Here is a 17,335-nt window from a genome sequence, read left to right as displayed (position 1 = left end):
CCCACCTGTGGGAAACCACGGTGGGCGGGCATTCTTTTATGTTATGGTTATGTGCGTTTTGCCCTCAGCCGCACACGCTGCCATCCGGGGCAAAGAACTGCACGTGCTTTTGCCACTGGGTAGGGCTGATGGTGCGGCGGTAGCAGTCGGTCAGGGCTTCCACTGCAGTCTCCGGGGCAAGGGGCGCGCAGCCCGGGCAGTCCAGCACCAGAATGCGGAACCACGCGTCAAAAAGATGCTCGGTGTAGTGGGTGTCCCACGCGCCGCAGCGGGCGTAAAAGCCCAGCCGCCGCACTGCCATGGCTGCGTCCTCGGCCTTTTCCGGCATTTCGGCTTCAATTAAAATGGCCTCGGCGGTGTCCTCGTGGGCGGGCAGCTGCGCCAGCAGCTGCGCCCCAATGCCGTGGGCGCGGTAGGCGGGCACTACGGCAAAATAATCCAGCTGGCTCATCCGGCAGCCCTCGGGACGCACCATCAGCAGATAGGCGGCAAGGGTGTCCCCGTCAAACACGCCCCATGTGTGGGCAGTGCCATCCGCTTCGCTGTTCAGGATCATGCTCAGGGGCTTCAGCTCCCCGGCAGGAAAGTCCCGGCGCATCTCGTTCAGATACACATCGGTCAGCTCCGGGCCGGTGAGCAGCCGCCAGATAAACGCAGGCTCTCTCATACGATCCGGTTTCCTTTCTGGATGACAGCCTTGATGTTCAGCTCCTTGTCCGCAAGGATCACGTTGCCGTAGCGTCCGGCGGCAAGGCTGCCGTAGTCGTTGTCCACGCCAATGCTCTTGGCGGGGTTCTCGCTGGCGGCGCGGACGGCGCTTTCCAGCGGCACGTTCATCTCCAGCACGGCGCGCTTCATGCAGTCGTACAGACAGGTGTTGCTGCCCGCAATGGTGTCCGGGTGCTCGGTCAGGGTGGCGCGGGGCCCCTTGACCGTGATGGCCTGTCCGCCCAGACTGTATTGACCGTCCGGCAGGCCGCAGGACATAGCGCTGTCTGCAATCAGGCAGACGCGGTCGTCCCCGAAGGTGTTGAAGGTGAACCGCACCACGGCGGGGTGGATGTGCACGTTATCGGTGATGAGCTCCACCTCGGCATCGTGCTCCATGGCCGCAATGATGGGACCGGGCGCACGGTGGGTGATGCCGGGCATGGCATTGTACAAGTGGGTCATGTGGGTGGCACCGGCTTCAAAGGCCTTGACGGCGGTGTCGTAGTCGGTGCAGGTGTGGGCGATGGAGATGCGCACCTCGTTATGGCACTCCTTGATAAAGTCCAGATTGCCCGGCTCTTCGGGTGCAACGTCCACCAGCTTGATCAGACCGTTTGCACGCTTCTGCAAACGGCGGAACATGGCGGCGTCTGCGCCCTGCACATACTCCGGGTTCTGTGCGCCCACCTTTTTGGGGCTGATGAAGGGGCCTTCCATGTTGATGCCCACAAGGTCGGCACCCTTGCCGTTTTTATGGGCGGCAGCGGCGTCCATTACCTTGTTCAGGATCTCCTCGGGGTAGGTCATGGTGGCGGGGCAGATGGCCAGCACGCCCTTGCTGGCCTCAAAATCCGCCAGCGTCTGGATGGCCTCCTCGGTGCCATCGCAGAAATCCTTGCCCATCGCCCCGTGGAAGTGGATATCCACAAGGCCCGGCAGGGCGTACAGCCCCTCGGCGTCCAGCACCTCTTCGCCCTCTTCCGGGGCGGCAAAGGGCACGATACGGCCATCGTGGATGATGATGGTGCCGCGCTCAAAGGTGTGGCGCGGGGTATAGACCAGTGCATTCTGAAGGATCATACAAAACACCTCGTTCTTTCCTTGAAGCCGTTTTCATAAGCATTGCACCCCGCTTACGAAAACAGCTTTTTGCTTTTCACCCAGTATAGCACGCCGGGTGTTTTTACAAAAGTCCTTTTGTGTGAACATTGTACCGCCGTGCAAAAAGAGCGGGCCGCCGGGAGGGGGCGCTGTGCACCCCGCCCCCGGCGGCCCGGTTCATACTGCAAAATCAACCAGACTTTTGCAGTTCATTCTTTTCAGAAGTGCAGGATCACAGCATCTTCTTCAGCTCGTCGTACACGAACTGCACCTTGGTGCCGATGATGACCTGGCAAGCGTTCTTGCTGGGACGGATAACACCGGCAGCACCGGCAGCCTTGACAGCCTTCTCGTCGACCTTGGCGTTATCCTTCACCTCAAAACGCAGACGGGTTGCGCAGTAACCAACGTCCTTCACGTTCTCCTTGCCGCCGACAGCAGCCAGAACAGCAGAAGCGACTTCGGTGTAGTTGTTGTTAGCCAGAACGACCTTCTTCTCAGCTTCCTCGTCGTCATCCTCACGGCCGGGGGTCTTCAGGTCGAACTTGGTGATAGCGAAGTAGAACACGAAGTAGAACACCAGGAATGCTGCGATGCCCAGAGGAATGATCATCCAAGTCTTAGCAGCTGCGGGCAGGGATGCAGAGAAGATCAGGTCGGTAGCGCCTGCGGAGAAGCAGAAGCCAGCACGGAAACCGGTGTAGTAGGTGATGATGGTGAAGATGCCGTACAGAGCGGAGTACACAACGTACAGCGGGAAGCACAGGAACATGAAGCCGAACTCGAAGGGCTCGGTAACGCCGCAGACGAATGCGCAAATTGCAGCGGACAGAACCAGACCAATAGCGGCCTTCTTGTTCTTAGCGGTCTTGACCATAGCCAGAGCAGCGCCCATGATACCGAACATCATGCAGGGGAAGAAGCCGGACATATACATACCAAGGCTCCAGTCCACATCAGCGGAAGTCTCGCCAGCCCAGAAGTGGCTCAGGTCGCCCAAACCGATGGTATCGAACCAGAACACGTTGTTCAGAGCGTGGTGCAGGCCGGTGGGGATGAGCAGACGGTTCAGGAAGGCGTAGATGCCGGCGCCGATGCCGTCCATGCCAGCGATGCCCTTGCCCAGAGCGACCAGTGCGTCGAAGATGACGGGCCAGACGAACAGCAGAACCACGGACACCAGAATGGAGATCAGGCCGGTAGCAATTGCAACGAAGCGCTTGCCGGAGAAGAATGCCAGCCAGTCAGGCAGCTGGATATTCTTGAACTTGTTGTAGCAGGCAGCACCCACAACAGCGGCCAGAATGCCGATGAAGGAGTTGCCGGCGACCTTCTGGAAGGCGATGTAGGTAGCGGTGCCCTCTTCCAGAGTGCGCACCATGCTGACCACGCTGGGGTTCAGCAGCTGCTGCATCATCAGGAAGCTGACCAGACCGGCCAGACCTGCGGTGCCATCGTTGTCAGCAAGGCCGACAGCGGCACCAATGGCAAACAGCCATGCCATGTTATCGATCAGAGCGCCGCCTGCCTTGACCAGCAGGAAGCCGACGGTGTATGCTGCACCGGAAGTCGGTGCACCGGGAACGCCCATAACGCCCGGAGCGAGGGCATAACCAAGACCCATCAGGATGCCGCAGATCGGCAGCACAGCGACGGGAAGCATCAGAGCTTTGCCCAGTTTCTGGAGATACTTCATCATAAGACACATTCCTCCTTAAAGAATGTTTGTGTTTACAGACAGTCTCTGGTTGCAGGCTGTCCATAGTTCCGTAACAGAATAGTAACATATTTTTGCAAAAAAAGAAAGTGGTTTTTTCTTTTTTCTATTAAAATGCACCAAAAGTCCTTGTTTAACGGTACGCTTGTCAGTATTTTTTGTTTTTTCTGCACGCGTTCTGATTTAAGTGCTGAAAAATCTTTTCTTTTTATGTCTATTTTGTCCAAATGCTTGCATCCCAGCGCAGAATCGGGTACTATACAGATAAGAGAACTTTTTTCCATCTGCCCCGCCGGGCGGCATGGATACAACGTAAAAGGAGAATGCCTTATGGAATGGACCGATATCCGCCTGACTGTGGCCAAGGCTGATGCCGAAAACGCCGAAGCCGTTGCTACCCTGATCGCCGAGGGCGGCATCTACATCGAGGATTACAGCGACATCGAGCAGCAGGTGGCCGAGATCGCCCACGTGGATCTGATCGAGCAGGAGCTGCTGGACAAGCCCCGGGATACCGTGATCATCCATCTGTATCTGGAGCCGGGCGCTTCTCAGGTGGAAACGCTGGCGCTTATCGCCGCCCGCATGGAAGCCGCCGGCATCCCCTACACCGTGGAGACTGAGGGCGTGGAGCAGGAGGACTGGCAGAACGGCTGGCGCAAATACTACCACCCCATGGAGATCGGCAGCCGTCTGGCTGTGGTGCCCTCGTGGCAGCAGTACGACACCGACCGGGTCAAGCTGATCCTTGACCCCGGCCTTGCCTTCGGCACCGGCGGTCACGAGACCACCAGCCTTTGCCTTGAAGCGCTGGACGAGCAGGTGCGCGGCGGCGAGCGGGTGCTGGATATCGGCACCGGCAGCGGCATCCTTGCCATTGCCGCCCTCAAGCTGGGTGCCGCCAGCGCCGAGGGCGTGGACATCGACCCTGTGGCGGTGCGCACCGCCGGGGAGAACGCAGCCCTGAACGGCGTGCAGGATAAGCTCACCGTGCTGGTGGGCGACCTGTCCGATAAAGCCAGCGGCACTTATGATATCATCACTGCCAACATCGTGGCAAACGCCATCCTCAGCCTTGCACCCGCCGTGCCCGGCCTGATGGCGGAGGGTGCCACCTTTATTGCCAGCGGCATCATCGACAGCCGCAAGGACGAGGTGATCGCCGGGCTGGAAAAGGCTGGGCTTGCCATTGTGGAAGTGAAGGAAAAGCGCGGCTGGGAGTGCATCGTCTGCAAAAAGGCCTGATATCCATACATTATGAGAAGGAGCGCACAGTATGCCGCACCGCTACTTTACCACCGAGATCTCTGACGGCACCGCCACCCTGCGGGGTGCGGACGCCCATCACCTTGCCCGGGTGATGCGGGCAAAGCCGGGGGATACCGTCATCCTCTGCGACGGCAGCGCCGTAGAGTACACCGCCACCATCACCGGCTTTGGGGAGGACAGGGTAGACTTTGCCGTAGAGCCGGGCTACCCCAGCGCCGCCGAGCCCACCGTGGAGGTGACGTTGCTGGCGGGCTACCCCAAGCAGGACAAGCTGGAACAGATCATCAAGCACGGGGTCGAGCTGGGCGCGGCGCATATCGTGCCCTTTTTCAGCCGCTACTGCGTGGCCGCCCCCAAAAAAGAGGAGCAGAAGAACGAGCGCTACAACCGCATTGCGCTGGAAGCCGCCAAGCAGTGCGGCCGGGGCGTTCTGCCGGACGTAGCCCTGCCGCTGCCAAACTTCGGGGCGGTGTGCCGCAGCTTTGACCAGTACGACCTTGTGCTGTTCTGCTACGAGTGCGGCGGCGCACCCCTGCGCCAGCTGCTGGCCGAAGCAAAGCCCGCCGACGGGCAGAAGCTGCGCCTTGCCATCGTTACCGGCGCAGAGGGCGGCTTTGCCGCCGAGGAAGCCGAAATGGCTGCCAAGGCCGGGGCAAAAACGGTAGGCCTTGGCCCCCGCATCCTCCGCTGCGAGACCGCCCCGCTGGCGGTGCTCTCCGCCGTCATGACCCTGACGGGGAATCTGGAGTAATTGCTGCACGCGGTCAGCGTCCTCGCCCTCTCAGTCATCGCTGCGCGATGCCAGATTCCCCCTTTTGTCGCTGCACGACATCTTCCCCCGGCCGGGGGAAGTCGGCCCTCAAAGTGAGAGCCCTTGGCAGTCCACGCAGACTTCATCTCTTTGCCAAGGCCTCTCCCTTTGGGAGAGGTGGATGCGAACAAAGTGAGCAGACGGAGAGGGCGAGCCCGCTAAAGTTAAAAACACAACGCCAAAAAGGCTGCTGCACAGGGATTTGTGCAACAGCCTCTTATTATTTCACATTATATTACGCTTTGTAAAGTGCTTTCAGTCCTTTTCCCCTGCATCCGGGTGGGCATCGGTGTCCAGCAGGGCTTGCTTTACCTTGAGCAGGTTCTGGGGGCTTACCGAGAAGCTGCGCAGACCAAGGTGCAGGTACTGCGCCGTGTTGGCGGGGTTGCCCACGGCAAGGCCGCAGATGGTCACCGGGACGTGGTGCGCGCTGGCGGCATCCATCACCATGGTGATCAGCTTTTTCATGGCCGGGCTGGCGGGGCGGTAGTAGTGCTCTGCGCTGGCAAGCTCCCGGTCGGCGGCGTGGGTGTACTGGGTCAGGTCGTTGGTGCCGATGACCAGAAAATCGCAGCCGTGGGCTATAAAGTCTTCCACGGTCAGGCAGGCGGCGGGGATGCTCAGCATCACGCCGAACTGGGTGTTCTCGTTAAAGGGCACGCCCCGCTCCCGCAGACTCTGGCGGCAGTGCTCCACGATGCTCATGGCGGCGTCCCAGTCCTCCACCTCGGTCACCATGGGGAACATCACCCGCAGCGGGCCCCGGGCGGCTGCGCGCAGCAAAGCGCAGATCTGGGTCTGGAACTGCTGGGGCTGGCGCAGGCTGTTGCGGATGCCGCGCAGACCGAGTTTGGAGGACTGCGGCCCCTGATTGGCATCGGCCACGGTGCGGTCGGAGCCAAAGTCGAAGGTGCGCACGGTCACCGGGCAGCCGTTTGCCGCTGCCAGACAGGAGCAATAGAAAAAGTACTGCTCCTGCTCGTCCAGAATGCGCCCGGGCAGCATCATGTAGCCGCTGCGCAGCAGCCCAACGCCCTTTGCACCGGACTGCATGGCGGTGTCGATATCCTCCGGGCCGAAGCAGTTGGCCAGCAGCTCAAAGGGTTCGCCGTCCCTTGTCTCATCCGGCAGGCTGTGCAGCTGCTTCATCTCCGCGTCCTCGCGCTGGAGCTGGCAGATGCTGGCTTCTGCCTGCTGGCGGGCGACGGCGTCCGGGTCGAGGATGCAGTTGCCGTTGGTTGCATCCAGAATGACGGTGCGTCCGTCGCAGTCGTCCAGAAAATCCTTGCCCACCTGCACGATACCCGGGATGTTCATTGCCCGGGCAATGATGGCGGCATGGCTCTGGCCGCTGCCCTCTGCGGTGATGACGCCCAAGATCATGCCGGAGGGCACGCTGAACAGGTCGGTGGGCATCAGCCGGTCGGCGGCAAGGATCACCGGATGATCCAGCGCCAGCCACACCCGGGGGCGGTTGGTCAGGATATTGATCACCCGGCGGGTGGCGTCCAGAATATCCACGCTGCGCAGCTGCATATAGGGGTTATCCTTCATGTTGGCAAGCTGGTCGGCGTAGCGCTGCCCCACCTGATGCATCGCCGCCGAAGCGCTGATGCCCGCATTGATGCAAAAGCGCACCTCGTTCATCATGCCCTCGTCGTCCAGCATCATGCTCTGGAACAAAAAGATGGCCTGCTCGGTGGGCGCGGCGCGCTCCGCCATGGAGTCCAGCTCATTCTGCGCCGTGTGCACGGCGTTTGCCAGCAGCCGCAGCTCCCGCTCCGGGTTGAAAGGGCCGTGGCTGAAGGTCTCCACATGATGTTCCAGTCGGCTCACCTGTCCCAGCACCAACCCCGGGGAAGCGGATACGCCTTTATAAACCTTCATCTTCTGTCACCTCCGGCAAAGCCGATGCGGTCAAAGTGCGCCACACCAGCGCCTGTAAGAATGTATTGGGCAGCAACGCGGCCAGCGCTGCCTGCCCAGGGGTGCTGCTGCCCGTAAACAGCGGGGCAAAGCTTTCCATGCGGTCTTTGTCGCACGCCGCCAGAAACGCCTGGGCCAGCGTCCGGGTGGTATAAAAGTGGGTGGGGTCTACCCCGGCGTCCTCGGCGGCGGCTTCCAGCGGGGCAAGCTGGGCGTCCTTCATCCGTGCCAGCAGCAAAGCGGCATCTGCGGTCAGGGTGACGGGGTACTTCTCCCGCACCTCCTTCTGCACCGCGTCAAAGGCGGCACGGAAGGCTTCGGCATCGGCGCTGCTGTCCGCACCGCTGTCCACCGCGTAGGCACAGCCCCGGATGCGGCCAAAGGCGCGCAGGGTGTCGTAATAGCCCAGCTCCATGTTGCGCTTGGCGGTGTCAGGGTCGAAGTGCAGGATATCGCCCAGTTCCCAGTAGCTGCGGATCATGGTGGTGGGCAGACCGGTCAGGTTGGGGCGGGTGATGCCCACGCCCTCAAGGTCCACACAGACCAGCTCCTCTGCACCCATGGTCTTGGCAAGGCCGGTGGGCATATTATCGCTGTACCCGCCGTCCAGAAACTTTACCCCGTCGATCTGCCGCGCCCGCAGGGCGGGGAAGCAGGCCGCCGAAGCCATCAGGTAGTCCCGTACCTGCCCGGCGGGGATATCCTCCAACGTCAACTCCCGGGGGCGCAGCCCCCGCTGCTCCACCGTCACGATGCCGAACCGGATGGGCGCTGCCCGCAGCGCGTCCTCGTCCAGCACCCGCTCCACGATCTCCTCCAGCGGGGTCACGTCCATGCCGCCTTCCTTTACCACCCGGCGCAGAAACTGGTGCAGGGCGGAAAGGTCGGCGTTTTCCTCCGGCAGCTCCATCACATCCCGGCTGCGGATGGTCAGCCACATATCCCGGGCAGTCTCGTACAGATCCAGCACGAACATGGCGCCGTTCAGCCCGCCCACGCTGGTGCCAGTGATGATCTGCGGGTGCCAGTCCAGCTCCATCAAAGCCCGCCAGACGCCCACCTGATAGCTGCCGCGCGCGCCGCCGCCTGCCAGCACCAGCGCCTTTTGCGTGGGATCTCTGCGTTCCATATCAAACCCTCCCGTGCACGTTCCCGGTATTTTCTAAAATTGTTATAATTATACCATACTTTCGGATAAAATTCTCCCGAATTTTCAGAGATCATGCCTTTTTCCTGTGAAAGTTTCGTGCTATACTAGCCAGAGACGTGTATCACTGCGGCCCGGAGGGGCGCACAACAGGAGGAAAGTATGCACTGCAAACAATGGATCTTTGATATGGACGGTACCCTGACCGACAGCATGGTGGTGGTATGGGAGGGTGCCCCGGAGGCGCTGCTGGCGCGCTTTGGCCGCACCCCGAAGGCAGACCTGCACGAGACCCTGCTGACCATGGGCATGGAGGACGGCGCACAGTACCTTATCCGGGAATATGCGCTGCCGCTGGACAGGAACGGCTATCTGGACGTGATGCGCGAGGTGATCGCCCAATTGTACGAGAAGGTGGAACTGAAGCCCGGCGTGCGGGACACCCTTGCCCGGCTGCGGGCCGAGGGCGCGCGGATGTGCATTTGCTCCAACACATGGAGCAGCCAGTGCCGCGCCGTGCTGACCCGCCTTGGCATCGACGAATACTTTGATTTTTACATCGAAGCACGGGGCGCGATGAGCAAAAGCAGCCCCGCCCCCTTTATGGAGGCGCTGCACCGCCTTGGCGGCACAAGCCCTGCCGGGTGCGCCGTGTGCGAGGACGCCATTTACGCCGCCCAGACTGCCCACGATGCCGGCTTCTATCTGGTGGGCATTCAGGACGTCTCCAGCGCCGCCGATGCCCCTGCTCTGCGCCGGGTATGCGACCAGTTCCTGCCGGACTGGACCGCGCTGGACTGGGCGCAGGTGTAATATTTCCCAGCGCAGCGCTCTTGTAATCCGGGCGGCGCAGGAGTATGATAATAATAATACTCAAATCCTGTCGTGAAAAAGGAGGCCCTGTCATGACGAATCCGCTCGTCAGCATCATCGTGCCCGTGTACAACGCCCAGAAGGGGCTTTCCCGCTGTCTGGAAAGCATCTGCAGCCAGACCTATCAGGAGCTGGAGATCATCGTGCTGAATGATGGCTCTACGGACGACAGCCTTGCCATCTGCGAGCAGTTCCGGGCAAAGGATCCCCGTCTCGTGGTGGTGGATAAGGAGAACGAGGGCGTTTCCCGCACGCGGAACGCCGGGCTTGCCCTTGCGCAGGGCGACTATATCCAGTTTGCGGACAGCGATGATGTTCTGGACCCCGATTACACCCAGAACCTTGTGCAGGCCGCCTTGCAGCACAGCGCGGATCTAGTGATCGCCCCGTACTGGATGGTGATCCCCTCCAACTCCAGCAAGACCGGGCACGCGCTGGAAACATTGCAGGAATCGCTGGGCATCGAGCCGGAAGCGCCCAAGACCGAGGTGCACAAGTACGGCTTTCTGCCGCAGGGCGTTTACAGCCGGGAGGACTACGCCCGCCGCCTGATGCAGCAGCCCGCTTCCTTTTACTACGGCGTGCTGTGGAACAAACTCTACCGCCGGGAGATCATCGCGGAAAACCAGCTTGGCTTTGCGCCCGATGTCCATTGGGCGGAGGATCTGCTCTTCAACATGGGGTATCTCGAACACGCGGAGGTGTTCGTTTCCATCCCCGATGCCGGGTATCACTATATCCAGAACCCCAAAAGCATCTGCCACACCCAGATCGACCTGCGCGGGATCGTGGAGAACAAAACGCAGGTCTTTCAGCTGTTCAAGGAGGTGTACACCCGCCTTGGACTGTACGAGGAGCTGCAGCCCCAGATCTACAAATTCCTGTTCGCCTTTTCGGAAAGCGGTGTGCCCTCGGACAGCCTGCAGGGCGCTTTGCTGGATGCCGTGTCCCGCCTGAACGATGTCTCTGTCCAGCCCGAGCCCTCCCGCAAAAAGCCCCGGCGAAAGCCCAAAAAGCACGCCCGCCGCAAAAAGCCCCGGGATAAGGAAGAATAAATCATTAAGCAAAAAGCCGCTGCACGAATGTGCAGCGGCTTTTTACTTTTTACCCTACCCGGGCGCAGAAGGCTTCCCGGACGGCGGTTTCCCGTCCGCGGGGGATGGGAATGCGTGCCCCGCTGCGCATCCGTACCTCGCCGGGTGCCAGCAGCTGTACTGCTTCCAGATTGACCACATAGGAGCGGTGCGGCTGCACAAAGCGTCCGTCTGCCAATAGCGGCTGCGCCACGGCGGAAAAGGGTACCCGCAGCGAGAGGGAAGCCACATCCTCCCCGGTGGTCAGGTGGAAGTGCACGATATGGTGGGTGCACTCCAGATATTCAAGCTCGGCATAGGCCAGCGCCCGCACGCCGTCTGCAGTGGTCACGGTAAGGGTGGGACCGTATTCCGGCTCCACCGCCCGCTTGAGCAGGGCAGAGACCTCCGTCTGGTGCACCGGCTGCAGCAGATACTGCATGGCGTCCACCCGGTAGGCGCTGTATGCGTGGGCCGGGGTGCGCGCCACAAAGGCCAGCGGCGCGCGGCGGCCCCGGCGGCGCAGCTCTGCCGCCGCCGCAAGTCCTTCGGGCCGGGCTATCGCCGCAAGCTCGATGAGGTACAGCTCGTACCGCAGCCCGGCGGCATCCTGCTGCAAAAGCGCTTCCGGGCTTTGCAGCTGCTCCACGATGCAGGCGTCCTCCCGCCGGGCAAAGAACTCCATGCACTGGTGCTCCAGCCTGCTGCGCAGCGCCCCGTCCGGGCTGCAGATCGCAATGTGAAAGATCATGGTTCGGTTTCCTTTGCAGGGTAGACGATCTACCGCAATTTTCAAAAACAATGTCTGTCAAAACGGAAACGTGTCCGCAGCTCAGTGGGCGCTTGTGACAGGCTTGAACTCAACCTGAAGGATCATTCCCATGCCTGCCGCCAGACGCTGCAAGGTCTTGATGGAAGGGTTGCCGCCGCCTGTTTCGAATTTGCTGATGTCGGATTGAGAGATGCCGGTTTTTTCTGCCAGCTGCTGCTGCGTCATGCCGGTGCGTTTGCGTGCATCGATCATGGCCTGAACCAGTGCGCGTTCCGGCTGCAAAGCGTCCCATTCGGCCTTGAACTCCGGGTCCTCAAGCTGTTCATCAAGGAATTTTCTAAAATCACTCATGAGAGACTCTCCTTTCGCTCTATGTATTCCGCACGGTATTTTTTCGCGGTCGCTATCTCAGCGCGGGGTGTTTTCTGGGTTTTCTTTGTGAATCCGTTTGTAAGGACGATTTTCTTTCCTACAAAAAAGAAGTACAGCACGCGCGTGATGTCCGACCCCTGCTTTGCCCGGAGCTCAAAGATCCCGTCCTCAAGATGCTTTGAATAGGGCTCTCTGAGCTGGGGACCGTTTTCTTCCAGCAGGTCGAGTTCCACCAAAAGCTTTGCCCGCATCTTTTTGTCAAGGGAGAGCAAAAACTCTTTTACCGGGCAATCGCCATTCTCCCTTATGAAGAAGTCAACATCATATCCCCGCATTTTTACATCCTCATACCGAATCTTTCTATCTATATTTTATCGGATAAAACCGATAATGTCAAGGAACGTTTTGCCGTAAAGAGATATTTTACAAAAAAACGGTCTGAACCCTGTGCCATATAGGATTCAGACCGTTCGGATTTTTTATAGCAGTTTACACTTCAACGCACAAGCGGCAGCTGCTTTCAGCAGCCGATGGCGGCGCACTTCTCAGCCAGCCATGCGCGCTCGTCCTCGGTCAGGCGGGGTGCCAGCTGCTCGAACACCTTGCGGTGGTAGTCGTTCAGCCAAGCGATCTGCTCCTTGTCCAGCACGCCGGGCACGATGGGGGAGGTGGCAATGGGCACAAAGGTGATGGGACGGAAGGCAAGGAAGGTGCCGTACTGGTTGTCGGCCTTGTGGTAGCACTCGATCTCGTTTTCAATGCGGATGCCCACTTCTCCGGCCTCGTACACGCCGGGCTCGTCGGTGACGATCATGCCCGGGCGCATCAGGGTGGTGTTGCGGCCGTTCAGAGCGTGGGGGCCCTCATGGACGTTGCCCACAAAGCTGACGCTGTGGCCGGTGCCGCAGCGGTAGTTGATGAGGTGACGCCACAGCGGCTCGCGGGCGATGGTGTCCAGCATATGGCAGTCGCAGTAATCCAGCCAGACGGCCTTGGCGATGTCGATGTGGCACTGCAGCGTCCAAGTATAGAACAGCCGCTCGTCCTCGGTCAGCTCGCCCAGCGGGTAAGTGCGGGTGATGTCGGTGGTGCCGTCCATGTAGGTAGCGCCGCTGTCCACCAGCAAAAAGCCCTTGCGCTGCAAGACGGCGTGATCCTCCGGGGTGGCGTGGTAGTGCATCATGGCTGCGTTACCGCCGTAGGCTGCAATGGTACCAAAGCTTTCCACAAGGAACTTGTCGTCCGCGCTGCGGTACTTGTGCAAGATCTCGTCCACGGTCAGCTCGGTCAGCTGTTCGCCGGAAGCCAGACGGTTCTCCAGCTCGATCTGGAACCGCACCATGGCAACGGCGTCCCGCAGATGGGACTCGCGCAGGTGTGCCAGCTCCACCTCGTTCTTCACGCCCTTCATGGCCAGCAGGGGGTCGGCGGCGTCCTTCACGGTCAGGGCGGGGTTGTTTTCCAACACCTGATACACGGCGTAGTTCACGGTAGCGCTCTCCGCTAGAACAGTCTGCGGCTCGGTCTCGGCGGCCATCACGTCCAGAATGCTGTCGTAGTCGGCCAGCGTCACGCCGTTGGCTTCCAGCTCTGCCTTTGCCTCCGGGGTGACCCGCGCCTGATTGATGAACAGCACGGCGCGGCTGGGGGTAACATAGCAGTAGGCCATGGCGTAGGGGGTGCACTCGATATCCATGGCGCGCAGGTTCAGAAGCCAAGCCAGATTATCCAGCTTGCCAACCAGCTGGGCGGTGCAGCCCTGCTCCTTCAGCTTTGCGCGCAGCTGCTCCAGCTTTTCTGCCGGGGAGAAGCCTGCGTACTCCTTGGGCAGGATCCATGCCGGGGTAGCCGGGCGGGCAGGGCGTCCCTCCACCCACAGCTCGTCCTCCAAGAACAGGGTCTTGATGCTGCCGTGCTTGGGCTCCAGCTCCTTTTTCAGGTTGTTGACCAGTGCACAGTTGGCGGTCAGGCCGCACAGACCCAGCGTGCCGCCCTCGGGCAGCACCTTGCCGCAGTATTCCTCGGCGGTGGGCACGCCCGGCTCGCCCATGCGCATCAGCTGGATCTCGGTGCCGGCGATCTCTTTCTCTGCCTGCACAAAGTACCGGCCGTCTGCCCAGACGGCGCTCTCGGTCATAGTGACCACAAAGTTGGAGTTCTCACCGTGGAAGCCGGAAAAGTAGGTCAGGGAGGTGTAGTGGTCGGGCAGATACTCGCTGGAATGCGGGTCGCCCACCGGGATCAGATAGACGTCCACGCCGTTTGCCTTCATAGCGGCACGCAGCGCAGCCAGACGCTCGGGAACTGTGTTCATACTCATAACAAAAGCCCTCTTTCTGTCATTTGCCGGAAAAACGTCCGGCGGCGATGGTTTGCTGCTGCTATTGTATCATTCTGCGGGGAAGAATGCAATGCGGGGGAGGGTTTAGGAGCAAACTCCCCCAGTCGCCTACGGCGACAGCCCCCTCTGAGATGGGGCCTTTGGCATAGCGGTACAGTTTCCGGCTAAAGCGCAAAGTTTGCGGGTGCGCCAGAGACTCCCTCCCAGAGGGAGCTGTCAAAACCGTCAGGTTTTGACTGAGGGAGTTCGTTCCCGCTCCAAAACGCCGTCAATTTGCAAAAAAAGTTACAATTTTTTCTTGAAAAAGGCCGGTTTCCCATTGACAGCCTTGTTATAATAGAGGTGTAGTATTTTTATGGGTCAGCACTCTGCGGCCCTTTGCGCTAACAATTGCGAATATTGCGATAAAAAGAAAGAGGCATTTGGAACATGACTAAAATCGATATCTTCTCCGGCTTCCTTGGTGCCGGCAAAACCACTCTGATCAAAAAGCTGATCACCGAGGCCTTTGCAGGCCAGCAGGTGGTGCTGATCGAGAACGAGTTCGGCGAGATCGGCATTGACGGCGGTTTCCTGAAGGAAAGCGGCATCCAGATCAACGAGCTGAACGCCGGCTGCATCTGCTGCTCTCTGGTGGGCGATTTCCGCACCGCTCTGCAGCAGGTGGTGGAGCAGTACCACCCCGACCGCATCGTCATCGAGCCGTCCGGCGTGGGCAAGCTGAGCGATGTGACCCGCGCCGTGGAGGGCGTGGCAGAGCATCTGGACGTGCAGCTGAACAGCTTTGTCACCGTGGCCGATGTGAACAAGGTCAAGATGTATATGAAGAACTTCGGCGAGTTCTACGATGACCAGATCAGCCATGCAAGCTGCATCCTGCTCAGCCGCACCCAGACCGCCAGCGAGGAAAAGATCGCCGCTGCCGTGGCAATGCTGCGGGAAAAGAACCCCACTGCCACCATCGTGACCACAGCATGGGATCACCTGACCGGTGAGCAGATCCTGAAGGCCATGTCCACCAAGGACGACTTCAAGGCCGAGCTGATCGCCATGGCTGCCAAGGCCAACGAGGAGCACGCCCACGAGGACGAGGAAGAAGAGCACGAGCATCACCATCATCACTACGATGAGAACGGTGTGTGCAGCTGCGGTCATCATCATGACCATGACGACGATGACGACGATGAGGATGAGCACGAGCATCATCACCACGACGAGCATGACCATGATCACGATGACCACTGCTGCTGCGGCCACCACCACGATCATGACCATGACGAAGATGATGACGAGCACGAGCATGAGCATCATCACCATGATCATGACGAGCATGACCACGAGCACGGCGACCACTGCTGCTGCGGTCATCATCATCACGACCACCACGCCGATGAAGTGTTCACCAGCTGGGGCGTGGAGACTGCCCGCAAGTTCACCAAGGCTGAAGTGGAGCACGCCCTCACCGAGCTGGATACCGGCAATTACGGCATGATCCTGCGCAGCAAGGGCATCGTGGACGGCGGCGCAGACGGCTGGCTGGAGTTCGACTATGTGCCCGGCGAGTGGGAAGTGCGCAGCCGCAGCGCAGACGTGGGCGGCAAGCTGGTGGTCATCGGCTCCAAGCTGAACGAGACCGCCATCGCCCAGCTGTTCGGCTGCTGACCCCTTCAGTCAATGCCTGACGGCATTGCCAGCTCCCCCAAGGGGGCGCCTATCATCGATAAAAGGAGCAACCATTTATTATGGCAAAAGAGATCCCGGTCTACCTGTTTGTGGGCTTTCTGGAAAGCGGCAAGACCAAGTTTATTCAGGAGACCTTTGAAGACCCCAATTTTGACTCCGGCGACAAGACCCTGCTGCTGATCTGCGAGGAGGGCGAAGAGGAGTACAACGAGAAAAAGTTCGCCTTCCCCGGCGTGACCGTGAAGGTGCTGGAGGATAAGTCCGAGCTGAACCCCCAGAACCTTGCAAAGCTGGGCAAGGAAGCGGACGCAGGCCGCGTGGTCATCGAGTACAACGGAATGTGGCTGCTGCAGGACTTGGCCGAGGCACTGCCCGAGAACTGGCTGGTGTACCAGTGCATCGCCACTGCCGACGGCACCACCGCCCTGACCTACGCCCGCGACAACTCCATGCGCAGTCTGATGCTGGATAAGATCGCCCGCAGCGAGCTGATCGTGTTCAACCGCGCCGAAGCCGTGAACAACGATGACGCCCGGCAGGAGCTGCACAAGCTGGTGCGGCAGGCCTCCCGCAAGTGCGATATCGCCTACGAGTTCAAGGACGGCAGCGTAGCCTACGATGATATCCCCGACCCGCTGCCCTTTGATATCAACGCCGACCCCATCGACATCCCGGATGACGATTTCGGCATCTGGTACATGGATTGTCAGGACGAGCCCCAGAAGTACACCGGCAAGACGGTGCGTTTTCTGGCACAGGTCTGCCAGACCAACCGCGCCGGCAAAAACAGCTTTGTGCCCGGCCGCTTTGCCATGACCTGCTGCGTGCAGGACATCCAGTTTGTGGGCTTCCCCTGCAGCTACGATGGCTACAAGGCGCTGGAGCAGCGCGCATGGGTGCGGGTGACCGCCAAGGTGGGGTACAAGTTCCACAACATCTACCGGGGCAAGGGCCCGGTGCTGACCGCCGTGTCGGTGGAGCCCGCCGAAAAGCCCCTGGAAGAGGTCGTAACGTTCTCTTAACGTTTCTTTATAACAAGGAGGTTCTGGTATGAAAACTCTGTTCCGTATTCTTGGCACGGCTGCTGCCGTGGCCGTCACCGGCGCTGCCATCGTGGTGCTGGACAAGATCCTGAACCAGAAAGACCCGCTCCATGTGGAGGAGGTCGAGTTCCCGGAGGAAGCCGAAAAGGACGCCGAGGAGGCCGAAAAGACCGCCGATGCCTACGCGGAAGCCGAAGCCAAGGAAGAAGCAAAGGCTGCCGATGCCGCCGCAGAAGCTGCCGAGGAAGCCGCACCGGAAGCACCTGCCCCTGCTGAGAACGCACCCCAGACCCAGCCGGAGACCGCTGCCCAGCGCCCCGCCTACGACCCCGAAGCCCCGAACACCAACCCCGTGGAGGCCGGCCCCGCCGTTGCCCCCAAGGACGAGAGCGGAAAGTTCGACGCCACCAAGATCGCCGATGCCAACGATTTCGGCGACTGGGAGGAACAGGGCTGCAAGGGCTGAAAACCAGAGAACCACAAAAAGGCTGCTGCA

At 60.3% G+C, this 17,335-nt stretch carries 16 protein-coding genes; 7 read left to right on the top strand and 9 right to left on the bottom strand.

All coding sequences use genetic code 11. From position 1 onward, the window contains the following. Positions 1-64: 64 nt before the first annotated feature. The 3 genes from WMO20_RS07780 to WMO20_RS07770 form a co-directional block, all read right to left on the bottom strand. The gene (locus tag WMO20_RS07780) at positions 65-667 is read right to left on the bottom strand and encodes a GNAT family N-acetyltransferase (RefSeq protein WP_112091678.1); all 603 of its coding nucleotides are present in this window, start codon (positions 665-667) and stop codon (positions 65-67) included. After that, on the bottom strand, positions 664-1,791 hold the full coding sequence (gene nagA, locus WMO20_RS07775; RefSeq protein ID WP_316539994.1) for an N-acetylglucosamine-6-phosphate deacetylase: 1,128 nt from the start codon (positions 1,789-1,791) through the stop codon (positions 664-666). The genes WMO20_RS07780 and nagA overlap by 4 nt, the downstream gene beginning before the upstream one ends. 253 nt (positions 1,792-2,044) lie before the next feature. Continuing rightward, entirely contained in the window at positions 2,045-3,511 is a 1,467-nt protein-coding gene (locus tag WMO20_RS07770; RefSeq protein WP_349186399.1) for a PTS transporter subunit EIIC, read from the bottom strand. A gap of 348 nt (positions 3,512-3,859) precedes the next feature. On the opposite strand from WMO20_RS07770, the gene prmA reads away from it, so the two are divergent. Both prmA and WMO20_RS07760 read left to right on the top strand, forming a co-directional pair. After that, positions 3,860-4,774 carry a 50S ribosomal protein L11 methyltransferase gene (gene prmA / locus WMO20_RS07765; protein ID WP_112091675.1) on the top strand — a complete coding sequence of 305 codons (915 nt, stop codon included), beginning with the start codon at positions 3,860-3,862 and terminating at the stop codon, positions 4,772-4,774. Between the two features lie 31 nt (positions 4,775-4,805). Further along, positions 4,806-5,549: an RsmE family RNA methyltransferase gene (locus WMO20_RS07760; RefSeq protein WP_316537922.1), complete on the top strand. Its 744-nt coding sequence runs from the start codon at positions 4,806-4,808 to the stop codon at positions 5,547-5,549. A 315-nt stretch (positions 5,550-5,864) separates the two neighbouring features. Here the strand turns inward: WMO20_RS07760 and WMO20_RS07755 are convergent, their stop codons facing one another. Beyond that, on the bottom strand, positions 5,865-7,496 hold the full coding sequence (locus tag WMO20_RS07755; protein WP_349186398.1) for a phosphoenolpyruvate--protein phosphotransferase: 1,632 nt from the start codon (positions 7,494-7,496) through the stop codon (positions 5,865-5,867). Next, positions 7,483-8,664, bottom strand: a complete 1,182-nt coding sequence (locus WMO20_RS07750; protein ID WP_349186397.1) for a patatin-like phospholipase family protein — start codon at positions 8,662-8,664, stop codon at positions 7,483-7,485. Before WMO20_RS07750 ends, WMO20_RS07755 begins: the two co-directional genes overlap by 14 nt. Positions 8,665-8,844: 180 nt before the next feature. Between WMO20_RS07750 and WMO20_RS07745 the strand changes: the two genes are divergently transcribed. Together WMO20_RS07745 and WMO20_RS07740 are read left to right on the top strand one after the other, a co-directional pair. Beyond that, positions 8,845-9,495: an HAD family hydrolase gene (locus tag WMO20_RS07745; protein ID WP_308563609.1), complete on the top strand. Its 651-nt coding sequence runs from the start codon at positions 8,845-8,847 to the stop codon at positions 9,493-9,495. 44 nt (positions 9,496-9,539) lie between these two features. Then, positions 9,540-10,610: a glycosyltransferase gene (locus tag WMO20_RS07740; protein WP_494337717.1), complete on the top strand. Its 1,071-nt coding sequence runs from the start codon at positions 9,540-9,542 to the stop codon at positions 10,608-10,610. Positions 10,611-10,659: 49 nt separating this feature from the next. Here the strand turns inward: WMO20_RS07740 and WMO20_RS07735 are convergent, their stop codons facing one another. From WMO20_RS07735 to WMO20_RS07720, 4 genes are all read right to left on the bottom strand, one after another. Continuing rightward, complete coding sequence (locus tag WMO20_RS07735; RefSeq protein ID WP_349186395.1) at positions 10,660-11,379, bottom strand: LytR/AlgR family response regulator transcription factor; 720 nt, start codon at positions 11,377-11,379, stop codon at positions 10,660-10,662. Between the two features lie 81 nt (positions 11,380-11,460). Beyond that, entirely contained in the window at positions 11,461-11,751 is a 291-nt protein-coding gene (locus WMO20_RS07730; RefSeq protein WP_112091669.1) for a helix-turn-helix domain-containing protein, read from the bottom strand. Further along, a complete protein-coding gene (locus WMO20_RS07725) occupies positions 11,748-12,107 on the bottom strand; it encodes a type II toxin-antitoxin system RelE/ParE family toxin (protein WP_113991796.1) in 360 nt (119 codons plus the stop codon). Before WMO20_RS07725 ends, WMO20_RS07730 begins: the two co-directional genes overlap by 4 nt. 185 nt (positions 12,108-12,292) lie before the next feature. Next, positions 12,293-14,092 (bottom strand): aminopeptidase P family N-terminal domain-containing protein, encoded by a 1,800-nt coding sequence (locus tag WMO20_RS07720; protein WP_112091667.1) that lies wholly within the window; start codon positions 14,090-14,092, stop codon positions 12,293-12,295. A 450-nt stretch (positions 14,093-14,542) separates the two neighbouring features. On the opposite strand from WMO20_RS07720, the gene WMO20_RS07715 reads away from it, so the two are divergent. From WMO20_RS07715 to WMO20_RS07705, 3 genes are all read left to right on the top strand, one after another. Further along, positions 14,543-15,775 (top strand): CobW family GTP-binding protein, encoded by a 1,233-nt coding sequence (locus WMO20_RS07715; protein ID WP_349186394.1) that lies wholly within the window; start codon positions 14,543-14,545, stop codon positions 15,773-15,775. Between the two features lie 80 nt (positions 15,776-15,855). After that, complete coding sequence (locus WMO20_RS07710) at positions 15,856-16,818, top strand: TIGR03943 family putative permease subunit (RefSeq protein WP_349186393.1); 963 nt, start codon at positions 15,856-15,858, stop codon at positions 16,816-16,818. Between the two features lie 28 nt (positions 16,819-16,846). Continuing rightward, positions 16,847-17,305, top strand: coding sequence for a hypothetical protein (locus WMO20_RS07705; RefSeq protein ID WP_349186392.1), 459 nt, complete (start codon positions 16,847-16,849; stop codon positions 17,303-17,305). The last annotated feature ends 30 nt before the right edge of the window (positions 17,306-17,335 follow it).

The organism is Faecalibacterium intestinale, assembly GCF_040096575.1.
Classification (GTDB): Bacteria; Bacillota; Clostridia; order Oscillospirales; family Ruminococcaceae; genus Faecalibacterium; species Faecalibacterium intestinale.
Note: the sequence above shows the minus strand (reverse complement) of the source record. Positions and strands in the feature narration are given on the sequence as shown.

What these genes read in the sequence shown, in the direction of transcription:
- WMO20_RS07780 (WP_112091678.1), bottom strand. Translation starts at nt 667, where the DNA reads ATGAGAGAGCCTGCGTTTATCTGGCGGCTGCTCACCGGCCCGGAGCTG.
- nagA (WP_316539994.1), bottom strand. Translation starts at nt 1,791, where the DNA reads ATGATCCTTCAGAATGCACTGGTCTATACCCCGCGCCACACCTTTGAG.
- WMO20_RS07770 (WP_349186399.1), bottom strand. Translation starts at nt 3,511, where the DNA reads ATGATGAAGTATCTCCAGAAACTGGGCAAAGCTCTGATGCTTCCCGTC.
- prmA (WP_112091675.1), top strand. Translation starts at nt 3,860, where the DNA reads ATGGAATGGACCGATATCCGCCTGACTGTGGCCAAGGCTGATGCCGAA.
- WMO20_RS07760 (WP_316537922.1), top strand. Translation starts at nt 4,806, where the DNA reads ATGCCGCACCGCTACTTTACCACCGAGATCTCTGACGGCACCGCCACC.
- WMO20_RS07755 (WP_349186398.1), bottom strand. Translation starts at nt 7,496, where the DNA reads ATGAAGGTTTATAAAGGCGTATCCGCTTCCCCGGGGTTGGTGCTGGGA.
- WMO20_RS07750 (WP_349186397.1), bottom strand. Translation starts at nt 8,664, where the DNA reads ATGGAACGCAGAGATCCCACGCAAAAGGCGCTGGTGCTGGCAGGCGGC.
- WMO20_RS07745 (WP_308563609.1), top strand. Translation starts at nt 8,845, where the DNA reads ATGCACTGCAAACAATGGATCTTTGATATGGACGGTACCCTGACCGAC.
- WMO20_RS07740 (WP_494337717.1), top strand. Translation starts at nt 9,540, where the DNA reads ATGATAATAATAATACTCAAATCCTGTCGTGAAAAAGGAGGCCCTGTC.
- WMO20_RS07735 (WP_349186395.1), bottom strand. Translation starts at nt 11,379, where the DNA reads ATGATCTTTCACATTGCGATCTGCAGCCCGGACGGGGCGCTGCGCAGC.
- WMO20_RS07730 (WP_112091669.1), bottom strand. Translation starts at nt 11,751, where the DNA reads ATGAGTGATTTTAGAAAATTCCTTGATGAACAGCTTGAGGACCCGGAG.
- WMO20_RS07725 (WP_113991796.1), bottom strand. Translation starts at nt 12,107, where the DNA reads ATGCGGGGATATGATGTTGACTTCTTCATAAGGGAGAATGGCGATTGC.
- WMO20_RS07720 (WP_112091667.1), bottom strand. Translation starts at nt 14,092, where the DNA reads ATGAGTATGAACACAGTTCCCGAGCGTCTGGCTGCGCTGCGTGCCGCT.
- WMO20_RS07715 (WP_349186394.1), top strand. Translation starts at nt 14,543, where the DNA reads ATGACTAAAATCGATATCTTCTCCGGCTTCCTTGGTGCCGGCAAAACC.
- WMO20_RS07710 (WP_349186393.1), top strand. Translation starts at nt 15,856, where the DNA reads ATGGCAAAAGAGATCCCGGTCTACCTGTTTGTGGGCTTTCTGGAAAGC.
- WMO20_RS07705 (WP_349186392.1), top strand. Translation starts at nt 16,847, where the DNA reads ATGAAAACTCTGTTCCGTATTCTTGGCACGGCTGCTGCCGTGGCCGTC.